Here is a 20,655-nt window from a genome sequence, read left to right as displayed (position 1 = left end):
GTTTGAAAAGGTTTGAAAATAATTTGCTGGGAAGAAGGGAGTGCGGATTAGTTTTTAGTGCTGAAGGGAGAGTAAATTATAGGTAAATAAAAAAAGAGAGTTGTGCAAAAAGCACAACTCTCTTTTTTATTCTTCCTTCAAATTTTCAAGTGGAACCCAACCAGCCGTTTCATCTTCATCGATACACCACGCCCAGCCGTTTAATTCTCGGTTGCTTTCAAGCTTATCACCCGGCTTAACGTCAAGCTCGCGTGCGGAATAATCTTCCAAAACGGTTCCCGACTTGCTATCTGGAACGCGGGCAATAATTTGTTCTGGGATATAGCCTTCAGCGCCACTTGATTTGATTTTACAAAGCATCCACCCAGGATACGTTTTATCTTCATCAAACACCCAAATTTCTTCATTTTTATTCGCGAAAAGTGGCTTAGCAACATCTGGATGATGAGCTTTTTTTACAATGAAATGTTTGTTCATTTTTTAGTCCCTTCATAATCCGCTAAGAATTTATCAATTCCAATATCCGTCAGTGGGTGTTTTAGCATTTGTTCAAATACTTTAAACGGCACGGTTGCGATATCTGCACCAAGTTTGGCGGATTCGATTACGTGGATTGGATGGCGAATGCTTGCCGCAATGATTTCTGTTTTGATGTCATGGATAGCGAAAATTTCTGAGATGTCGCTGATGAGTTCTAAACCATCTTGACCTATATCATCTAGTCGACCGAGGAAAGGAGAGACGTAAGAAGCGCCAGCACGTGCAGCAAGTAGCGCTTGCGCAGCTGAGAAAACGAGTGTGACATTCGTTTTAATTCCCTCTTCATGTAGCGTTTTGACGGCAGCCATGCCCTCACCTGTCATAGGGATTTTAACAACCATATTTGGATGAATAGCCGCTACAAGCCGACCTTCTTCAACCATTTTATCGGCTTCTAAACTTACCACTTCCCCGCTGATCGGTCCGTTAACAATCGAAGTGATTTCTGTTACCACTTCTTTAAAATCCCGTCCTTCTTTTGCAATCAAAGAAGGATTGGTTGTGACGCCATCAATAAATCCCATGCGACTTGCTTTCTTTATTTCGTCTACATTTGCCGTATCAATAAAAAATTTCATTAGTCTTCCTCCTTGTTTAAAACGCTTTCATTCATTATAACGCAATCCACCTATTTATGCCTTGATTGTGCTTTCTTAAAAATTGGTTGCATGGTCAACTAATTTCTAGTAAACTAGATTAGTTGACTGCGCAACTTTATTGCGAAAATAGTAAGATTTGAGGCGACTTAATTGACAGAAAGACATGAAGCGATTGTAAAATCAATGGCGATGATTCATCGCTCGGAACATATTTTCAAAGACAGCAGATTGACTGAAACGGGACTTTGTGTTGGACAACTCCGCTACTTGTTCACGCTTTACAAGGAAGACGGACTTGCTCAAGAAGCGTTTGTGAAGCGATTTTCAGTTGATAAGGCAAACGTGACAAGACACATCAAACGGCTAATGGAGCTCGGGTTCGTGCGACGTGAGCAAGATCAAAAAGACAAGCGTATCCAGCGTATTTTTTTAACAAAAAAGGGGTTGGCGCAAAAAACGTTAATAGAGGGGCTAACAGAACAGTGGAACGACTGTTTAACAGCAGGATTTTCGGAGCAAGAAAGGTCGGAATTTTTTCGTTTGGTCGTCCAAATGGCAGAAAACGCAACTTGTGCGGCTAAAAAGGAGGAAAGTGTATGAAAGAACAAAGTAGAAGACTTGGTGAAGATAGTATTGGTTCTTTGATGGCGAGGCTTTCCATTCCTGCATTTGTGGGGATGTTCGTTATGGGGATGTACAATATTGTCGACACGATTTTCGTCTCATATGGTGTCGGACCGAATGGGGTTGCGGCGCTTTCGATTGCCTTCCCAGTTCAGATGATTTTGATGGCGATGGCAGCGATGTTTGGTATCGGGGGCGCATCAATTATTTCTAGATCGCTCGGTGCTGGCGAACAAAAAACAGCGAACACGGTATTTCATCAGGTTATTTGGCTAGTCATTTTTTCAAGTATACTTATTGCTATTTTAACTTTTATTTTTATTGATCCACTGATTACCATGTTTGGTGCACCAGCCGAAATTCATCAAATGACAAAAGAGTTTCTAGAAATTATCTTACTTGGTGCTGTATTCCAATCATTCGGGATGGGAATGAATAACATTGTCCGTTCAGAAGGAAATGCGAAAACAGCCATGCTTACAATGATTATTTCAGCAGTCATCAACATGATTTTGAATCCAATTTTTATTATGGGACTTCATATGGGCGTCCGTGGTTCAGCGCTTGCGACGCTTATTGCGCAAGCGATTGGAGCAGCTTGGCTATTATTTTATTTTTTATCGGGTAAAAGCACGTTATCCCTTAAAGGCTTTAGTTTGCGAATGGATATGAAAATTGGTTTGCGGATTGTGGCAATTGGCTTCCCATCGTTTATCATGATGGCGTCTGGAAGTGTAGTTACGATTGCGGTTAACTGGATGCTACAAATTTATGGAGGGACGATGGCGATTGCGGCGTTCGGTGTAGCTAACCGAATTGCATCGTTCGCGATCATGCCAATTAATGGGGTAACGCAAGGAATGCAGCCGATTGTTGGCTTTAACTATGGTTCGAAACAGTTTGGGCGCGTGAGTCATTCGGTGAAACTAGGGATGCTCGTTGCGACGATTTTGTCACTCATCGCGTTTGCGGTTGCAGAGATATTCCCAGCAGAACTAGCGAGAATTTTCTCATCTGACCCAGTTTTGATTGCAGAAAGTGAAGAAGCGCTCCGAATCATGCTACTGGCAGCGCCGACGATTGGCTTCCAAATTGTTTGTGGCGGTCTTTATCAGGCCCTCGGAAAAGCGCGGATTTCCTTTATTATTTCTCTGATGCGGCAAATAATTTGCCTTGTGCCGCTACTTCTCATTTTGCCAAACTTCTTTGGCTTGTCAGGCGTATGGTATGCCTTCCCGATTGCTGACCTTTTAGCCTTTTCGGTTTGTGCGATCATTTTGGCAACGACTTGGCGGAAAGTTTTCCGGGAAACAGAAATGGTTCGTTAAAAAGCGAAGGAGCTAGTGCTCCTTCGCTTTTCATTTGGATTTTGTTAAATGCCCACATAATGTCCGACAATATATGTAATCACCATGGTTAGCATGCCCACGAAACAATTTCGAAGGACAGCTGGTCTTGTTGGAGCATTTCCAAGATAAGCGCTTGTATATCCAGTAATGGCAAGCGCCACTAGTACAGCAACGAATGTAAACCAGATTCGAATGGAAGCTGGAAGAAGGGTAATCGTAAGCAGTGGCAAAATAGCTCCTACTGAAAATGAAAACAGGGAGGAAAGCGCTGCACTGAATGGATTAGCATAATCGTTCAACTTAAAACCTAGAACTTCCTGGGCCTGTACACCAAGTGCGTCTTTTTTCATCAGTTCAGAAGCCACTTGATGCGCCGATTCATCAGACAGACCTTTCGCTTTATAAATTTCAATTAGTTTTTGTAATTCGCCTTCATAATCTGTTTTCAAGGATTCCCGCTCTTTTTTGACAAGCGACTTTTCAGTATCCTTTTGAGTGCTCACTGAAACATATTCTCCGCCTGCCATCGAAAGTGCACCAGCAAGAAGACCTGCAATACCGGAAATCAAAATTGTGAACGTTGATGTTCTGGCGCCGGCTACCCCGATAACAATCCCAGCCACCGAAACAATCCCGTCGTTTGCTCCGAGAACGCCTGCCCGCAAGACGTTGAGCCGTTCACTTAATGTCATTTTTTTCATAACTTTGCTCCTTTCTTTTATTTTCTTATACCCGTTTTTGAAGGCATTCAACGAAAAGTGTTCATAAAAAAACACAACCTGCTTCTTCAAAAAGAAGCAAGTTGTGCAAAGAAAATGATTATTGTTTTCTAAGTCGATATAGAGCTAGGCTGGTAAGGAAGATTCCTGCAAGCGAAGCAAGACCCGCAGAATCGCCTGTTGCAGGGAGGATGCCTTTGTTTCCTGCAGGAGTAGTTGAAGAAGGTTTTTCTTGGGGCTTCGATTCTGTGCTCGTGACAGGATCGTCGCTAGAATCTGGAACTTCCGGCTGCACTTCGGTTTCGCTCGCTTCAACTTGAACTGTGAAAGCCGCACGATTACCAGCCTTGTCCGTCACGTGCACCGTCAGTTCGTCGCCCGCAGCAAGCTTGAGCGAGGAGACAGCCAACTTAAACGCGCCAGATGGACCAGCTGTACTAGAAACAGCAGGTGAGACTTTTAAGCTTCGTTCTGCTTTCGCTATACCCGCTTTTTCAACAGTGAGCGAAGCCCCGCCAAGTGTAACCCCAGTCAAAAACGAATCCTTGTCGGTCAACTTATCAAAACGAGTCGCATCCCGAATCGCTTTTACCGCTTCCTCTGCTAGCTGTTCTGCGGATTTATAAGTTTTACGACCTTCTTCTTTCGCTGAAATGAGTTTTCCTTGCGCCGTTTGGGCTTTAATGTAATTAATAAACGTTTCCGTGTCAGGATCAATCGCTGAAACGAGTTTTCCTTTGGTAAACGCCGAGAAACCATCCCCGCCCCCGTAAAGAAAATCGTTAATCACAACTTTATAAGTTTTGCTTAAATCAAGCGGCTCCCCATCTTTAGTGGTCACATTCGCTACTTTGTAAGCATGCTCGAGGTCATCTGTATCCGTAAACTCATATTTCAATCCCGAAATCTGTAAGAAATACCGCTCATCACTTAAATATTGCTGATTAAGCGCTTCGAGAATCATAGCCCCGTCCAGTTCGACCACCTGTAAAATATTCCCGAATGGCTGAACCGCTTGAGCAGCTCCCCAAGTAATTTGATGATTCGCATCCGTTACAAGATCAGCGCGGATACCACCGTTATTGGTCATCGCAAAATCAGCCTTCACGTCCGCTTTTTCTGCCATCTCAAGTTGCGCATCCGTAATCAAATTGCCAAGGGCAGACTCTTTCGCATCAATTGCCGCACCGCTTTGGTTTGTTTCCCGAGTAATTGTTCCATTCTCTGTTTTTCCAATCGGTTCATTAATCGTATCTGCGATCCGTGTAGCTGCATCTTTTGTGATCGCCGTGATAGCGCCATCCGGTGTGACCGAACGCGTATTATATGTAATTTTCGCATCCGGCGTTTTCACGAAATCTCCCGTTTCTGGATCAATTTCTCCCGTAACATTAGAAAAAGCCTTTCCATTGTTGTAGCTTTGCACAATCCGCGTAGACCCCACAATGCCATTCGTATATTGGTGATTATGTCCGGCTAGAACAAGATCGACCGAGTTTTCTGGATCGAGCTGATTGACTTTTGTTATCATATTAGCGGCCTCGCCGTTTACATCTTTCCCCGTTCCTAAATTCGGATTCCCATCCGAAAGCGCTGGAACATGCGAAAGCACCACAATCGCATTGACCCCTTGATCACGCAAAATTTTCGCATACTTCGCAACCGTTTCCGCCTCATCAAGAAAATCATAATCCTTAATATGGTTTGCAAGCACAAGATTTGGAATTTCAGTCGTCACAATCCCGATAAAACCAATTTTCTCCCCGCCGACATTTTGAATGGTATAAGGCTTGAAGCCCTCGGCAACATTCGTTGTCCCTTTATCAACAACATTTGCCGCGACAATTTCCATCTTGCTTTGTACACGTGGATAATTCGCAACAATTGGTCCGAACTTGTCTGTTGCAACCCCGTCTAGAATTCGTTTGTATTCAGGCAGCCCTTCATCGAATTCATGGTTTCCGAGAGTCCCAACTTTAAAGTCCATCGTATCAAGCGCCTTCATCGTGGGCTCATCTTGAAGTAGCCCTGAAACAGCGGGGCTTGCGCCAACCATATCTCCAGCTTGAACACGAATTGAGTTCCCCGCATCAGCCCCCGGATTTTGAGCCAAAAAGTCGGCTTGCGCAAGATCTAAGTTAGCAGAAAGAAAGTCCGCTCCACCAATCGCATTTCCAGAAGCATCCTTAGAAGCCGTATCAAGCGCTCCATGAAAATCATTAATCCCTAAAAATTGAACCGGAACAAGCGGTTCAGCTGCAACTGCTTTACCCCCGTTAAATGGTAAAGCCATTCCCAAAATTAAACTTGTTGCGAGTACTAAATGTGCCATTTTTTTCTTCCAATTTTTCACAAGCATACTCTCCCTTTTTCCTTTTTGTAAACGCTTAACAACAAACGTTCAGCTACATTTTAGCAAAGCCGAAAGGGAATAACAACAAGAAATAAGTGAAAGTTACGTAAATAAGATTAAACCTTTTTCAAGAAACTGTTAAAAAGCCTACAACGAATAAATGTGAAATCCAGCAATAAATGTTGTCTTGTCCACTTGAATAGACGCTTCCGTATAATCATAACGATCCATAATTTTAAACAAAATGCCGAGACCGCGTCCTTTGTGATTAGGCTTCGTCGTAAAACTTTTTTTCGTAATCTTATCCGTATCAATCGAAACATTTGGGTCAATTTGATTCTCGACAGTCACTACCAAATTTCCATCCGAATGCACCAATTTGATTTCAATAAAGGGGTTTGGAGCGCTTTTTGAAGCCTCGAACGCATTATCTAAAAGAATTGTAAAGCTCCGAATAAAGTCGATTAAATCAATCCCAACGTAATTAATCGTATCAGGAACGACGAGCGAATAAGGGACGCTTTCTTGCGTTAATTTATCTGTATAAAGTTTCAATAAACCTTGGACGGGTGGAACACCAATTTTGAGTAGTGCCGTTTCATTTTGATCGAAAATATTATCATTAAAATAGCGTGTTTGATCCTTAATCAGGCGCAGAGCCTCCTCATTTTCATTTTTTTTAATGTGGAGCGCAAGCGAAAGCAAAATGTTGTTGTAATCATGTTTAAAGTCATGCAAGTTTTCGGATTGTATATTATAGTAGTCCGATTGGCTAGCTAAATGATTCAATTTTTCTTGGCTTAGTTCACTTCGAATGAAAAAAGCGGTAAAGATGATGCCGTTTGTTGAATAAAGAAAAATAATGAGAGAACTATAGAGATTTCCAAAAGTAGTTGGCCAAGGATAGAAAAAGTGAATAGAGTTTACGATGAAAAGCCCCGTGATTAAAATAAATGAAAACAAATAGTATTTTTTTACAAGATGATCAAACATCGCATAAAAATTAAACTTTTTGAGTAGTTGGCGAAGAATGAATGCAAACAGCATGGTAAGAAGAAGGTTAATCACCGCTAAAACCAGTGGAGGCTCCGTCCAAAACAAACGTGAAAAATCAAAAGTTAAAAACCAAACAAAACCGTTTAGAGTGTATACAGTGATTAATAAAATGGCAGATAACAACCATTTTTTGGTAAATAGATAGAAATATGTGAAGATAAGTAAAAACATGAACGCAAGACCGAAACTGATTGAGAAAAAGTCACCGAAAAAATAGAGAACAGCAAAAAGGACAACAATGGAAAAAAGCATCATCGTTGTCTGCCGTTTATTCAAAAGAAGCTTGTAACTTAGAAAAAAGATAATGAAGAGTAGATTCAGCGAGTAATTAAATTCAATAATAAACAAGCAAACCACTCCCTTTTCTAGAACGATGAACATTAATAGAGCTCATCGAAAGCATCTAGGATTTTTTTTATGATCCGTTTACTGACGACAATTTCATAGCCAGAACGAAACTGCACATAACCCGATTTTTTATCGATTGATTGAATTTGGTTGAGATTAAGAATGTAGGACTTTAGATTAGTCATCATAAAAGGTGTATTTAGTTGTGGGGCTAGCTGACTAATGGATGAGCGAAAAATAATATTTTCCTTTAAAGTGTGTAACCTCAGGTAACCTCGTTGGTGTGGAATGCTTTCAACTAGAATAATTTCATTCATATCAATAAAACGTGACAAATTCCCTTGTTTGATTTCAAAAACGCTTGAATGTGACTGAGCATCCGAAATCAGCTTTTGAGCAATTTCAATCAGTTGTTCTTCCACTGTTTCAATCCGCTCTGGATTTTTAATGACATAACCTGAAGGGAGAATTCCACGATTGATAATTTCTTCTGCTTTACGCTCATCCCCAGTGACAAAATAAATGGAGCAATAAGCATTTTTGTCACGAATCGCTTCAGCCAAATCAATTCCATCCATCCGCGTTTTAAAATCAATATCAAGCAAAAAAGCATCTGTGCGTTTAATACTGTCAATTTTGTGCACTTTCAGAAATTCATCTGCATTTAAGAACGATTCGATTTCAACTGTAATCGGTCGCTTTTCTAAAAATGTAGTAAGTGTCTTTTCCAAATAGTCTTTTTGTAAAAAATTATCTTCTATGATGAATAGCCTCAATTTGATCACCTCAAAAAATGACAATAAGTGCAAAATCATGGTTGCAATGTTCTTCAGCGAGATAAAAAACATACTATCATTAAAATAAGAAATGTAAAATATTTTATTTATATTTTGACATAAAATCGCCATAAATGACTAGGGTTTTGCACAAAAGTTTACTTTGTTGCATATAAACACGTAAGAAAATAACAATTATACTTTAATATAACAAAGAAATTCTTCGAAAACAATACTATCCAAGTGCTAACCCACAATAAAATTGAAAAAAAGTATTGGGGTGTAAAAATGGAATATTTGGATTACTATCGGATACTGAAAAAAGACAAATTTATCGAAAATATGGTGCGCCAAGAATTGACTGGTAAAAAACGTCACTTTCAAAAAGGTGATCGAATTCCTCTTGAAAAAGATCGAATTTTACTGATTGATCGGGGTGCTCTCATCTTATGTAATGAAAGTACTTTTCTTCGCTGTTTTAAAATGGATGATTATATCTATACGATTGATCCACAGAATAATCAAATAGGAGAAACGGTACTTGAAGCAGCAGAACAAACAACTTTGCGTGAATATGATGCACGTGAATTTCTAAATTACTTGGAGCAAAAACATCTTCTTAGTAACTTCTTTTTGCAGGAGTTAGGCAAGGCACAAAAATGGTCTTACAGCCAAACGAAGCGAGTATTAATTTCGGCAGAAGAGCGAGTGGCTTCCGTTTTACAAGAACTGGTTGAACAGTTTGGAAAGGAAGTTGCGAACGGAATAGTTATTTTGCCCAAATGGATTAAAATCGTTACGCTTGCCAAGTTAAGTGGTTGTTCACGCAATATGGCTTCAAGGAGTATCCAACATTTGAAAGATAAAGATATTATTACACAAGAAAATATGCCATGGCAAATTAATTACAAGGCTTTAGCAAACCTGTACAATTGAAAGTTGCATAAAACATCTATGTATATTTTTCTGATTTTTAAATAACGCATGCAAATTAGTATCTAGTATAAGGGGATAAAGAATCGAATGAAAAAAATATTTTATATCGTAGTTTGTTTAGTAGCATTCTGCTTAATATATCCAGCACAAACGTTAGCGAAAAATACAAGTTCCGATATGGCCTATTATGTTGAAGCTATCATTCCAGATAACCAAATAGATCAAGCGAAAACTTACTTTGATCTTTTGGCGAAACCAGGGGAATGGCAAACCTTGCAACTTCGGGTGCATAATGCTAGAAGTGAGGAGCTAACGCTTGAAATTAAGCCGCATACCGCTCGGACTGGAACAGGCGGGGACATTGATTACAGTGGAGACAATAAGAGCACACTTGCCACAAGTTTACCTTATTCAATAGAAGAGTTGCTGGAAGGTGAGGAGCAAGTGACGCTTAAACCAAATGAAACACGGACTGTTTCATTTACGCTAAAAGTTCCTAAAAAAGCATTTAGTGGCGTGTTGCTTGGTGGGTTTTATATTCATGAAAAAAATCAAGCGGAGCAAGTGGATGATAAAAAAGAAGGCGTTTCGATAAAAAATCAATATGCCTATGTTATTGGCTGTAAAGTGCGTGTGGACGAAGAGGAAGAGCAACAACAATTCGCTTTAAAAACGCCGAAGTTAACAAAATGGAACGATCTCCCCGCTACAAGCGTTGGACTAACGAATGAGGCTTCGCGGATACTCTCGCAATATGAATTACAAGGAGAGATCCGAAATCACTCGGGCAAGAAAATTCAAGAAATCAAGAAGCGGACATTTTCAATGGCGCCAGATTCCGTTTATCAATTAATTGAAAAGGTTAGTCTAGATGACTTTCCAAGCGGAAAATACAGCTATGCTTTGACCGTCAAAGGCGAAAATGAAGTCTGGCATTTGAAGAAGAATTTCACGATCTCAGGCGATCAAATTAAGCAGGTGCAAACAGATGAAGAAAAGCACGAGAGTAATTTTCTGAATGTCTTGATTATTGGTATTGCGGTTCTCTTGCTTCTTGCCATTGTTATCTTTGTCTTGCTGAAAAGGAGAAGGAAAAATGAAGAGGGCAGTTAAATGGTTGGCTTGTTTAGGCTTTGTTTTAGGAAGTGTGACTGCATCTGGAATTAAAGTGCAAGCAGCGGCTGAACCACCTGCGCACATTAAGAAAATGGATGGAATCTTTGAAATAAAAGAAGGTTCGACTTCTTCTGTTGATGAAAACGGAATTGTAACTATCACGCCGAATACTAGTAATTCCATCGGTTCTATTTGGAGCACGAATAACAATTTGTTAGATTTTACCAAAAGTTTTCATTTATCCACCTATCTATATTTTGGCAAGAATGTCGCGAATGTTGGAGATGGGATGGCACTCGTTTTTCAAGCTGTAACAGATTCGCCGACCTGGTTTACATCAAATGCTTCATCTATTGGCTATTTAGGAGAGCAACGCAATGAGAATTCTGCTGGGATTTTAAATAGTTTGGCGATTGAATTTGATTTATTTAGTAATATAACTGATAACGATGGCTGGTTTGATCAAAATTTGCCAACCACAAATAAGGGACAACATGTTGCTTATATTTGGCCAGGTGATTTAACAGAATATACAAGCTGGTGGGCTTGGTTTAACACTCAGCGCGCAGTTGCTCATCATGATCCGCTTAGTTATCTTTTAACGGACGATAAATGGATTCGGTTAGATGTAGATTGGGATGCAGAGAGCAAGCAATTTCAATATGTTATCGATAACTCAACTGTTGTCAACGTACCTTATGAAGAGTTGTATAATCGTGTGTTAGCAACAAATACGCAAGTATACTGGGGATTTACAGGTTCAACGGGGACCTATGCGGCACCACAGAAGGTTGTTTTTCAAGAGGTCCCCAATTTAGTTGAAGTAGATCCGAAGATTGAAGTTTATAACGAGACACGTGATCAAGCAGTTTTGGATGGGGGTGAGGTTCATATAAATGAAACTTTACGTTTCGACTATTCGGTGGAATATCTCGGGGGAAAGCAAAACTGGGAAAAAGTAAAGGCAATTTTGACAGGGGATCCTAATTTTGTACTAGAACCGGGTAGTATTACTGCCACAGCATTTATAGGCGGGCAAGCTCAAAGTTATCCGCTTGATGATTCAATGCTTGTAGATGGTATTTTAAACTTTCCGGTAGAGGGGACAACTGGTCCGACTTTAGGACTTGAAGGCAATTTACCTTCCAAGATAGTGATTTCTTATAAGGGACATTTCACGTCTGACATCTCAAGTGATCTGGTTACGTTAACTTCACAATATAATGGTGAAAACGCACTTGTTTCTGCCCCAGAATTTACAATGATTCCAGTAACAAATGTCGCGCCAAAACTTGCTTTTTCTGAGGATCAAGACTGGCAAGTGCTAGATACGGACAAAGTAAAAGCTATTTCGGGAAGCTTTGAGGATCTTAACAAGGGAAGCTTAAACTTGGAATACTACTTGGACGAGGAACAAATTCATCAAGAAAAAGTAGACAGCTCGACAGGGAGCGGGGCATGGAGCCTAGAGCTTTCAGCTGAGCAAATTGCGGCGCTAGCAAGTGGCGAGCATGAATTTAAAGTAACAGCGACCAATCTCGTCAGCCAAAGTGCAACCATTCAGTCTGTCCTCACCAAAAAAAATGTTCCCGTTATCGAAAATTTTTCGCTTGTCAATGAAGCAGAAACGATTTTTAAAGGAGGTGATGCAAACTTCCAAGTGACTTGGCGGGATGAAGATAGCAATCATGTACAGTTTTTCTATCAGTTAGATGGTGGCGAGCCTGTTGAGCTTGGTACTAAAGAAAATTTAGCACCGGGTTCATCGCAAAATTTCGAATGGAGCTTAAGTACAAATGAACTCGCGATTGGTGAACACGACGTTATACTTTATGCGATAGATAGCGAGGGTATTACGTCTCAAAAAGCTCATCTTACTTTTTTAGTGGATGGTAAAGTTTCGTTTAGTGCGGCTCCACAAGATTTTACGTTAGAAACTGCTCTTCCTGAGAAAAAAATGAAAGTAAAGACAACACTTAGTCCGATTCAAATTGAAGATAAGCGAATTCAAAAATCTAATATTGCGCTTCGTGCCCGGTTGATTGATTCGGCGGATGGAACAAAGGCTGGATTTAATAGCACCGCAGGACACAAGCTTCCTAGTGATGCTTTTATATATCAGAATAGGGCTCATGAACAAAGTGTGATTGATGAAGTGGGGATAGAGTTGTTGCAGACTGATTCGCAGGAAATAACACAGGTAGATCAAGCAGGAGAGGCAGGATTTTATTTAGAACTTGCTCCTTGGCTACATGCTGAAACATATCAAGCAACAATTGAGTGGCAGCTAATTGAAGCGCCTTAAAACGAGTAAAAAGGAGAGAAAGAATTTGAAAAAAGAATTATTAATAGCTAGTTTAGTAGGATGTGTGGTACTAACAAGCGGAGGCGTCCAGGTCTTTGCGGAAGATGTAGAGGGAGCAACAACCTCTGGAACAGTAAAACTTATTAGCCCAACAGGGGGAGTAACTCCGTTAGATCCGGAAGAAACAGTAAAGCCGGAAGACGGGACAGAAACAGGTAATGCGGGGCCGTTAAGTATCGACTATGTACCTAATTTTCTGTTTGGAGAAGTTGAAATTTCTGGGTCAACTCTCACTTTACCAGATTTAAATTCTAATCCACTTGTTCAAGTGACAGACAATCGAGGAAGTGGTGCAGGTTGGACGCTTAAACTTAGCGCGACACCTTTTAAAAATAATGAAGATGAAACGAAACAACTATCGGGCACTGTTTTAAGTATCGGGCAAATTACCCCAGAAGCAGTAGATGCAACAAATACGTCAGCTGCGCCAACCCCTTCTGCTCAAACTTACGGTGTGAGTGATACATCAGCTAAGACCTTATTACGGTCGGGCGTAGATGAAGGAATGGGGACATGGAAAGGTAAATTTAAAACGAGTGAAGGAGCTAACTCAGTTTCCTTAACGATTCCTGCAGGAAATAAAGTAGGTTCTTATACAAGTACACTCACTTGGTCGCTTGCTAACGCACCAGAATAAAAAAGAAGGCGAATCAGTTGATTCGCCTTCTTTTTTATTTAATTCATAGTTTGGTTTGAAGCATCTTTTACAACAACATCGTGAGCGCCACCTTCAACGATTGAAGTCGCTGAAACGAGTGTGATTTTCGCTTTTTGTTGTAATTCAGGAATCGTGAGCGCACCGCAGTTACACATCGTGGAACGAACTTTATTTAAACTGATGGCCACATTGTCTTTTAGCGAACCGGCATAAGGAACGTAAGAATCCACGCCTTCTTCAAATGAAAGCTTCTTATCGCCGCCCATGTCATAACGTTGCCAGTTGCGTGCGCGATTAGCGCCTTCACCCCAATATTCTTTCATGTACGTACCGTTTAAGTTGACTTTGTTTGTTGGGCTTTCATCAAATCTTGAGAAGTAACGTCCTAGCATGATGAAATCTGCACCCATTGCAAGTGCGAGTGTCATGTGGTAATCATAAACAATCCCGCCATCGGAACAAATCGGAATGTAGATACCGGTTTCTTCAAAGTACTCATCGCGCGCTTTAGCAACATCAATGACAGCAGTTGCTTGTCCACGTCCAATTCCTTTTTGTTCACGCGTGATACAGATTGAACCGCCGCCAACACCAACTTTTACGAAATCGGCACCTGCTTCAGCGAGGAAGCGGAAACCATCACGATCTACAACATTTCCTGCACCAACTTTTACTGTATCGCCGTATTTGCCGCGAATCCAGTCTAGCGTGCGCTTTTGCCACTCAGTGAATCCTTCTGACGAGTCGATGCAAAGAATATCAGCACCTGCTTCAACGAGTGCGGGCACACGTTCCTCATAGTCACGTGTGTTGATTCCTGCACCAACAACGTAACTTTTGTTTTTATCGAGCAATTCAAGCTGGTTTTCTTTATTGGAATCGTAGTCTTTGCGGAAAACGAAATAAGCTAAATGATCATTTTCATCTACTAGTGGGAGTGCGTTCAGTTTGTTGTCCCAGATGATATTGTTGGCTTCTTTTAGCGTTGTTGTTGCTTGTGCGGTGATTAGTTTTTCAAACGGTGTCATGAAGTCACGAACTAATTCGTCTGGACTCATGCGCGTTACGCGGTAATCACGGCTTGTGACAACGCCGAGCAATTTTCCGTTGGGGCTGCCGTCTTCTGTTACAGCCATTGTGGAGTGTCCTGTCTTTTCTTTCAAGTCAAGAACATCTTGCAGTGTTTGATCAGGACGGATATTGGAGTCGCTCGCAACAAAACCAGCTTTATGATTTTTAACACGTGCAACCATTTTTGCTTCGCTTTCAATGGATTGCGAGCCATAAATGAACGAAACGCCGCCTTCTTTAGCAAGTGCAATTCCCATCTCATCGCCCGAAACAGCTTGCATGATTGCAGAGACTAACGGGATATTCATCGTAAGCTCAGGTTCTTCACCTCTTTTAAATTTTACAATCGGTGTCTTAAGATCCACCTTTGTTGGAATACATTCGGAAGAGGAATACCCAGGAACGAGTAAAAATTCACTAAACGTACGAGACGGTTCACTAAAATAAAATGCCAAAGCAAAACACTCCTTTTTAAGTTTTAAATACTTTCATTATTCCAGTAACCGGGTATAATGTCAATGCCTTCGCTTGATTTTCAGAGAAGAAAGCAAAAAAGCATTTAAATTCGTAAAATCGTTATGTTACTGGGAAAACACCAACCAAAAAAGTGGGGGTGCAAATGATCAATTATTATGGTTTTTTACTTTTAGTTATCATGCTCATTTTGGTTCCCGGAAAAGACTATATCATTATTACAAAAAACACGATTGCATCAGGTGGGAGAAAGCCTAAAAAGCAAAAACCTCAATGATTTGCCTTTTATTTAGGCGAGTCATTGCGGTTTCTATTTTTGATTTTTATTCAGCGGAATCCTTTTCTGGAAACATAAACACGATCAGCATTCCGAGTGCGACTTGTGTGATACCCATTGCAGTTTCTTTACCATTCCACGACTCGGATTGCCACATGGCGAACCATTCGGAGCCGATTACGACAAAACCAACATACCAGATTAGGAAAATGAGGATGAACATCAAGTAGCCGGACCATTTTCGGGATTTGAATACAGCTGCTGGTTTTTTGTAAGCCCGCAAGAGATTGATGGCTGTGAACCAACCAAGGAAAGCGACAACGCCTTCTGCGATGATAATCCCCCAGTAAGCGATGAGCCAGATTGTGTGATTATTGATTGAGCGCCACATTAAATCGTTCCCCTTGAACGTTGTATCCATTGAAAGAACGTGGCGGACAAATTCATAATTGGAATTGAAGTCCATCAGATTCCCCAAAAAGACAAATGTCGCAAAAAAACCAAATAGAAAGACAACGATGATTTGCATAATTCTTTGCCAGTTTAATGATTGCATGATATTTCCTCCTTTATTGACTACCTAATTGAGATTAGAACAAATTCACCTGACTAAGGCGGAACTAAGTAACGATTATCAAAGAAAACAATGTCCAATGTGTGAATATCTGTTTTTATTTGGCGTAAGCTTTTTGATTCGCTATACTAGAAAAGACGAGGAGGCAAGAGTGATGAACTGGCAAGAACTGATAAATACAGAAAAACAAAAACCTTATTTTCAAGAATTGACAGCATTTGTAGAGCAAGCTTATCAAACAGAAACGGTTTATCCTGCGAAAGAGGATATTTACAGGGCTCTTGAGCTAACGCCTTATGACGACGTAAAGGTAGTTTTGCTCGGGCAAGACCCATACCACGGCGAATCCCAGGCACACGGTTTGAGCTTTTCGGTAGCCTCAGACGAAGCCAAATTTCCGCCATCTCTTCGAAATATGTTCAAAGAACTTGAAAGTGACCTCGGCATTAAGCGCACGAAACGCGATTTAACGGACTGGGCAGAGCAAGGCGTTTTGTTACTTAATACCGTTTTGACCGTTGATGGCATAAAAAAAGCAGGATCACATCGCAAGAAAGGCTGGGAAACCTTCACCGATCAAATCATTAGCAGTTTAAACGACCGAGCGCAACCTGTCATTTTTGTGTTTTGGGGAAATGACGCGAAAAAAAAGGCTGCGCTTGTAACGAACTCGCAGCACAAAATTTTGATGGGCGTTCATCCAAGCCCACTTTCGGCGAATCGCGGCTTTTTTGGCAGCAAGCCATTTAGCCAGATGAATGCCATGCTTGAGGAGTTAGGAGAAGAGAAAATAAATTGGTAAGGCAAGAAACGGGGAGTTCGGTTAAGCCGCTTAAGGTGGGCTAGCCAAACTCCCTGTTTCTAGTTTACGAACGAATGTTCTTGTGATAAACTTGTAGAAAACGGAACGAGTGGTTAATATGGCAGAGGTGCGAATTTCGGTGCGGCATTTAGTGGAGTTTGTGAAAAAATCTGGCAGCATCGATAGCCGGATGGGTGAGCCAGACCGGGCGGTTTTAGGAACGAAAATCCACAAAAAACTTCAAAAAGAAGCGGGTGAGGGCTATGAAAGTGAAGTTCCACTTGCCTTTGAATGTGAAGAAAAAGGCATCCAGTTTTGCATCCATGGTCGTGCTGACGGGATTGTGGACGGCGAGCTGATTGATGAAATCAAAACAACCCATGTGGCGACGATAGATTTTGAAGGTGAAGGAGCCGAGGTTCACTGGGCGCAAGTGATTTTATATGGCTATTTTTATGCAGTCCAGGAAAAAAAAGAAAGTATTCGCTTGCGGCTGACTTATTTTCATCTTGAAGAAGAGGCCATTTCACGATTTGAACGTACGATGACACTTGCTGAAATGGAGCAATTTTTCAAGGAGCTAATTGAGGAATTTGCTGAGTTTGCCAAATTGATGCATGATTTTCGGGAAGAGCGCAGGGAAACAATCAAGCACATTGATTTTCCCTATCCAGATTATCGCAAAGGGCAACGTGAACTTTCGATTGCAGTTTACAGAACGATTGCTGCAAAAGAAAAACTTTTTTGTGAAGCGCCAACAGGTATTGGAAAGACTATCTCGACACTTTTTCCAGCCATTAAAGCGATTGGGGAAGAGAAGACCGAGAAAATCTTCTATTTGACTGCCAAAACGGCAACCCGTCAAGTGGCAGAAGATGCCGTGCAGGAATTGAAACGACAAAAAATGCGTCTTAAAAGCACGACAATTACGGCGAAAGATAAAATTTGCTTTTTAACAGAACGCCGCTGTAACCCTGAGGATTGCGAATTTGCGCGCGGCTATTTTGACCGCATCAATTTAGCTTTATTTGACTTGTTAAAACATGAAGATACGCTTTCAAGAGAAGTTATTGAAGTGTATGCGCGGAAGCACACAGTTTGTCCGTTTGAATTATCGCTTGATGCTGCGCTTTTTTCAGATTTAATTATTTGTGATTATAACTATGTTTTCGATCCAACCGTTTATTTGCGACGCTTTTTTGCAGATACGAATGGTCGTTATACGTTTTTGATCGATGAAGCGCATAATCTCGTTGACCGAGCAAAAGAAATGTACTCGGCGGCGCTTTCTAAACGGCAAGTTTTGGATGTGTTGCGGAAAGTCCCTAAACAGGATAAAAAACTTCACCGGGCGCTTGATCAGCTGAATAAAAAAATGCTAGAAATCAGTAAAGAAGTAACATCAGAGACAGGTGAATGGGTGCAAAAAGAGGCGCTCAAATCGTTTAATGAAAAAGTTTATGCATTTCAGGAAGTCGCGCAAGAATGGCTTGGGAAAGAAATCTCAACTGATACGCATCAAGCAGTGTTGGAATTGTTTTTTGAAGCACGGTCTTACGGCAAGATTGCTGAATTTTACGATGAACACTATCAAACGCTCGTGGAAGCAAAAAAAGATACCCAAATCAAACAGCTTTGCTTGGATCCATCGAAGTTGCTTGCGGAACGAATGGAACTTGGAACGGGAAGCATCCTATTTTCGGCTACTTTTTCCCCGCTCGACTACTATACAAAATTACTTGGCGGGGAAACGGATACGAGTCGATTGAGCTTCCCTTCGCCATTTCGGATGGAACACTTACAAGTTTTAACGCTATCCTATATCGATACCCGCTTTAAAGGACGGGCATCAAGCTACGCTTCGATTGCTGAAACGCTTTTTAAGATGGTTGAAGCTAAGCGTGGCAACTATTTATTTTTCTTCCCGTCGTATGCCTACATGGATGAGGTTTACAGACGTTTTTCGGATGCCCATCCAGATGTGGAAACACGTATCCAGGAGCCTAACATGCCAGAAGAAGCGCGAACAGAATTTGTGGAGGCATTTCAAGAAGGGCACGCTGTAGCGGGATTTGCCATTTTAGGCGGTGCTTTTTCGGAAGGTGTAGATTTAAAGGGCACAAGGCTGATCGGGGCGGCCATTGTGAGTGTCGGTTTGGCGCAGCCAAACCGAGCGCTTGACCTTGTGAAGGCTCATTTTGATGAACGCGAGGCGGCATCTGGGTATCGTTATGCTTATCAAATTCCTGGGATGAACAAGGTGCTTCAAGCGGCGGGGCGAGTGATTCGAGGCGAACAAGATCGCGGCATCGTGCTTTTAATTGATCAGCGGTTTAATGAGCCGCGCTACGTAAGCGAATTTCCGAGGCACTGGCAAAACTGGAAGTCCGTTTCTAGCCCAAAGGTTTTAGACCGGGAACTTGCGCGCTTTTGGAACTTCGCGTACACTTTAGGGGACGGTTTTTCTGGAGAGGAGCAGGCGGAGAAGAATGATTAAACTAGTGGCAATCGATATTGACGGAACGCTTTTGAACGACCGGTATGAGATCACGGAGGAAGTAAGGCGGACGATTGGAGAAGCAAAAAAACGAGATATCAAGATAGTGCTTTGCACGGGGCGACCGCTTGACGGGATTCACCAAAGTCTTGCGGAACTTGATTTGCTTCGTGAAGGGAATGTAGCAATCACGATGAATGGCGCGATGACGCTTGAAACGAAAACGAAGCGAGTTGTGGCAGATCAAGCACTTAACAAAACAGAGTTAGAAGAAATTTTTGAGTTTTGCGATGCGCATTCGGCTCATGTGACGTATTTTGATGCGGAAAAAATGTATGTACCACACCGCGAAATTTCAATATTGACGGCGCGTGACTCTTTACTTTTGAATATGCCGCTTTATTCGCAACTCGTAAGCGAAGCGAGTGAGGCGATTCGAATTCCAAAAGTGATGCTACTTGATGAGCCGGAAAAAATTGAAGAAGTGATGGCGGCGCTTACGGATGAGCTCAAGGAGCGTTATTATATTGTCCGCAGTGTGCCCTATAATTTGGAATTTCTGCATAAAAATGTAAGTAAAGGAGCGGCGTTACAAGCTCTTAGTGAAAAATGGGGGATTTTGCCAAGCGATGTGATGTGTCTTGGCGATGCCGAAAACGATGTGTCAATGTTCGAATTTGCAGGAGTGCCAGTTGCGATGGGAAATGCGACAGAGAAAATAAAAAGCTTGGCACGTTACATTACGAAAACCAATAATGAAGATGGCGTAGCACATGCACTTCGAACTTGGGGCTTTTAAGGGCAGAGTTAACAAATTATAAAGTTTTTGGTCTGGAATTTAGAGTTCTGGACTTTTTTGCATTAATTTTCTCTTTTCTGCAAATTATGACCTATATATGTAATAAATTGTATTTTTTTATAAAAAGCGTATAATTTTTTGTGAAAAAATACACAGGAGATGGAAAGGTGAAAAGATTACAGGAAATAGATTATCAGACATTGATTTATCTTTATGAAAGTCACGTAGAAAAAGATCGAGGCTATCTAAAAGCGCATTACCATAACTTGAAACGCTTGAATCGACACGGATTTTTAACGGTTGTTTACAATGGAGCAGGAGTGCCTTATTCTGTTATTTTAACAAGGAGAGCCTTAGAACTTTTTCGGAATCGCAAGCATTCGTATCATCGTTATGAGCGAATAGAGCATCAAGAAATACACCGAAAAAAAGTCTGTAGAAATTCAGTTCGCGATTTATCAAGTAAAAATCCCAAATGTAACACTCGCTATCTTACGCCACACTCTTCGTAAGCACACTGCTTGTAAAAACAAAAAATAGGATTTTTACTTCTTGTCTCTTTTAGGAAGCTAGTACATAAAGAGAGGTCTTATAGTCTGGAATACAGATGAGCGAAAAATGGCGTTACAAGCACTTAGTGAGAAACTGGAGGTTTTGATTGAACTTTTATAGCTAAAAGAATGTTTTGCTTTCTATGCATATGGGAAAAGTTGGAATAAGAA

The 20,655-nt window shown here is 41.1% G+C and carries 19 protein-coding genes; 11 read left to right on the top strand and 8 right to left on the bottom strand.

From position 1 onward, the window contains the following. Positions 1–126: 126 nt before the first annotated feature. Together HB912_RS08455 and fsa are read right to left on the bottom strand one after the other, a co-directional pair. Entirely contained in the window at positions 127–477 is a 351-nt protein-coding gene (locus HB912_RS08455; protein WP_036073835.1) for an SH3 domain-containing protein, read from the bottom strand. Further along, a complete protein-coding gene (fsa, locus tag HB912_RS08450) occupies positions 474–1,118 on the bottom strand; it encodes a fructose-6-phosphate aldolase (protein ID WP_185373729.1) in 645 nt (214 codons plus the stop codon). The genes HB912_RS08455 and fsa overlap by 4 nt, the downstream gene beginning before the upstream one ends. A 171-nt stretch (positions 1,119–1,289) precedes the next feature. Here fsa and HB912_RS08445 point away from each other — a divergent pair, with 171 nt between their 5' ends. Together HB912_RS08445 and HB912_RS08440 are read left to right on the top strand one after the other, a co-directional pair. Further along, positions 1,290–1,739 (top strand): MarR family winged helix-turn-helix transcriptional regulator, encoded by a 450-nt coding sequence (locus HB912_RS08445; protein WP_185373727.1) that lies wholly within the window; start codon positions 1,290–1,292, stop codon positions 1,737–1,739. Further along, complete coding sequence (locus HB912_RS08440; protein WP_185373726.1) at positions 1,736–3,091, top strand: MATE family efflux transporter; 1,356 nt, start codon at positions 1,736–1,738, stop codon at positions 3,089–3,091. The genes HB912_RS08445 and HB912_RS08440 overlap by 4 nt, the downstream gene beginning before the upstream one ends. 44 nt (positions 3,092–3,135) lie before the next feature. Here the strand turns inward: HB912_RS08440 and HB912_RS08435 are convergent, their stop codons facing one another. The 4 genes from HB912_RS08435 to HB912_RS08420 form a co-directional block, all read right to left on the bottom strand. Then, the gene (locus tag HB912_RS08435; protein ID WP_036073828.1) at positions 3,136–3,813 is read right to left on the bottom strand and encodes a VIT1/CCC1 transporter family protein; all 678 of its coding nucleotides are present in this window, start codon (positions 3,811–3,813) and stop codon (positions 3,136–3,138) included. 118 nt (positions 3,814–3,931) lie between these two features. Next, complete coding sequence (locus HB912_RS08430) at positions 3,932–6,190, bottom strand: bifunctional metallophosphatase/5'-nucleotidase (protein ID WP_185373724.1); 2,259 nt, start codon at positions 6,188–6,190, stop codon at positions 3,932–3,934. A 141-nt stretch (positions 6,191–6,331) separates the two neighbouring features. Beyond that, positions 6,332–7,588, bottom strand: coding sequence for a GHKL domain-containing protein (locus HB912_RS08425; RefSeq protein WP_185373722.1), 1,257 nt, complete (start codon positions 7,586–7,588; stop codon positions 6,332–6,334). Positions 7,589–7,620: 32 nt separating this feature from the next. Next, the gene (locus HB912_RS08420; RefSeq protein WP_185373720.1) at positions 7,621–8,364 is read right to left on the bottom strand and encodes a LytR/AlgR family response regulator transcription factor; all 744 of its coding nucleotides are present in this window, start codon (positions 8,362–8,364) and stop codon (positions 7,621–7,623) included. A gap of 288 nt (positions 8,365–8,652) precedes the next feature. Between HB912_RS08420 and HB912_RS08415 the strand changes: the two genes are divergently transcribed. The 4 genes from HB912_RS08415 (at position 8,653) to HB912_RS08400 (ending at position 13,418) form a co-directional block, all read left to right on the top strand. Further along, on the top strand, positions 8,653–9,300 hold the full coding sequence (locus tag HB912_RS08415; RefSeq protein ID WP_185373718.1) for a Crp/Fnr family transcriptional regulator: 648 nt from the start codon (positions 8,653–8,655) through the stop codon (positions 9,298–9,300). A gap of 87 nt (positions 9,301–9,387) precedes the next feature. Further along, entirely contained in the window at positions 9,388–10,413 is a 1,026-nt protein-coding gene (locus HB912_RS08410; protein ID WP_185373716.1) for a DUF916 domain-containing protein, read from the top strand. After that, positions 10,397–12,721, top strand: a complete 2,325-nt coding sequence (locus HB912_RS08405) for an L-type lectin-domain containing protein (RefSeq protein ID WP_185373714.1) — start codon at positions 10,397–10,399, stop codon at positions 12,719–12,721. The genes HB912_RS08410 and HB912_RS08405 overlap by 17 nt, the downstream gene beginning before the upstream one ends. 25 nt (positions 12,722–12,746) lie before the next feature. Continuing rightward, the gene (locus tag HB912_RS08400) at positions 12,747–13,418 is read left to right on the top strand and encodes a WxL domain-containing protein (protein WP_185373713.1); all 672 of its coding nucleotides are present in this window, start codon (positions 12,747–12,749) and stop codon (positions 13,416–13,418) included. 38 nt (positions 13,419–13,456) lie between these two features. Here the strand turns inward: HB912_RS08400 and HB912_RS08395 are convergent, their stop codons facing one another. After that, positions 13,457–14,965: an IMP dehydrogenase gene (locus HB912_RS08395; protein WP_036073804.1), complete on the bottom strand. Its 1,509-nt coding sequence runs from the start codon at positions 14,963–14,965 to the stop codon at positions 13,457–13,459. Between the two features lie 164 nt (positions 14,966–15,129). Here HB912_RS08395 and HB912_RS13295 point away from each other — a divergent pair, with 164 nt between their 5' ends. Next, complete coding sequence (locus HB912_RS13295) at positions 15,130–15,261, top strand: hypothetical protein (protein ID WP_280529517.1); 132 nt, start codon at positions 15,130–15,132, stop codon at positions 15,259–15,261. 46 nt (positions 15,262–15,307) lie between these two features. Here the strand turns inward: HB912_RS13295 and HB912_RS08390 are convergent, their stop codons facing one another. Then, positions 15,308–15,817, bottom strand: coding sequence for a DUF2165 family protein (locus tag HB912_RS08390; RefSeq protein ID WP_036073803.1), 510 nt, complete (start codon positions 15,815–15,817; stop codon positions 15,308–15,310). A gap of 172 nt (positions 15,818–15,989) precedes the next feature. Between HB912_RS08390 and HB912_RS08385 the strand changes: the two genes are divergently transcribed. The 4 genes from HB912_RS08385 to HB912_RS08370 all read left to right on the top strand — a co-directional run bounded on the left by HB912_RS08385 (position 15,990) and on the right by HB912_RS08370 (position 20,445). Beyond that, positions 15,990–16,637: a uracil-DNA glycosylase gene (locus HB912_RS08385; protein ID WP_185373711.1), complete on the top strand. Its 648-nt coding sequence runs from the start codon at positions 15,990–15,992 to the stop codon at positions 16,635–16,637. 118 nt (positions 16,638–16,755) lie between these two features. After that, positions 16,756–19,134 carry a helicase C-terminal domain-containing protein gene (locus HB912_RS08380; RefSeq protein ID WP_185373709.1) on the top strand — a complete coding sequence of 793 codons (2,379 nt, stop codon included), beginning with the start codon at positions 16,756–16,758 and terminating at the stop codon, positions 19,132–19,134. Continuing rightward, entirely contained in the window at positions 19,127–19,933 is an 807-nt protein-coding gene (locus tag HB912_RS08375) for a Cof-type HAD-IIB family hydrolase (RefSeq protein ID WP_185373707.1), read from the top strand. Before HB912_RS08380 ends, HB912_RS08375 begins: the two co-directional genes overlap by 8 nt. A 167-nt stretch (positions 19,934–20,100) precedes the next feature. Then, the gene (locus tag HB912_RS08370; protein ID WP_185373706.1) at positions 20,101–20,445 is read left to right on the top strand and encodes a hypothetical protein; all 345 of its coding nucleotides are present in this window, start codon (positions 20,101–20,103) and stop codon (positions 20,443–20,445) included. Positions 20,446–20,655: the final 210 nt, after the last annotated feature.

Source organism: Listeria aquatica (assembly GCF_014223975.1).
Lineage (GTDB): Bacteria > Bacillota > Bacilli > Lactobacillales > Listeriaceae > Listeria > Listeria aquatica.
The sequence above is the reverse complement of the archived record's forward strand: the minus strand, read 5'-3'. Positions and strand labels throughout refer to the sequence as shown.

Bases quoted from the DNA above. Each gene is read 5' to 3' on its own strand.
- HB912_RS08455 (WP_036073835.1), bottom strand. From the start codon at position 477: ATGAACAAACATTTCATTGTAAAAAAAGCTCATCATCCAGATGTTGCT.
- fsa (WP_185373729.1), bottom strand. From the start codon at position 1,118: ATGAAATTTTTTATTGATACGGCAAATGTAGACGAAATAAAGAAAGCA.
- HB912_RS08440 (WP_185373726.1), top strand. From the start codon at position 1,736: ATGAAAGAACAAAGTAGAAGACTTGGTGAAGATAGTATTGGTTCTTTG.
- HB912_RS08435 (WP_036073828.1), bottom strand. From the start codon at position 3,813: ATGAAAAAAATGACATTAAGTGAACGGCTCAACGTCTTGCGGGCAGGC.
- HB912_RS08430 (WP_185373724.1), bottom strand. From the start codon at position 6,190: ATGCTTGTGAAAAATTGGAAGAAAAAAATGGCACATTTAGTACTCGCA.
- HB912_RS08415 (WP_185373718.1), top strand. From the start codon at position 8,653: ATGGAATATTTGGATTACTATCGGATACTGAAAAAAGACAAATTTATC.
- HB912_RS08410 (WP_185373716.1), top strand. From the start codon at position 9,388: ATGAAAAAAATATTTTATATCGTAGTTTGTTTAGTAGCATTCTGCTTA.
- HB912_RS08405 (WP_185373714.1), top strand. From the start codon at position 10,397: ATGAAGAGGGCAGTTAAATGGTTGGCTTGTTTAGGCTTTGTTTTAGGA.
- HB912_RS13295 (WP_280529517.1), top strand. From the start codon at position 15,130: ATGATCAATTATTATGGTTTTTTACTTTTAGTTATCATGCTCATTTTG.
- HB912_RS08390 (WP_036073803.1), bottom strand. From the start codon at position 15,817: ATGCAATCATTAAACTGGCAAAGAATTATGCAAATCATCGTTGTCTTT.
- HB912_RS08385 (WP_185373711.1), top strand. From the start codon at position 15,990: ATGAACTGGCAAGAACTGATAAATACAGAAAAACAAAAACCTTATTTT.
- HB912_RS08380 (WP_185373709.1), top strand. From the start codon at position 16,756: ATGGCAGAGGTGCGAATTTCGGTGCGGCATTTAGTGGAGTTTGTGAAA.
- HB912_RS08375 (WP_185373707.1), top strand. From the start codon at position 19,127: ATGATTAAACTAGTGGCAATCGATATTGACGGAACGCTTTTGAACGAC.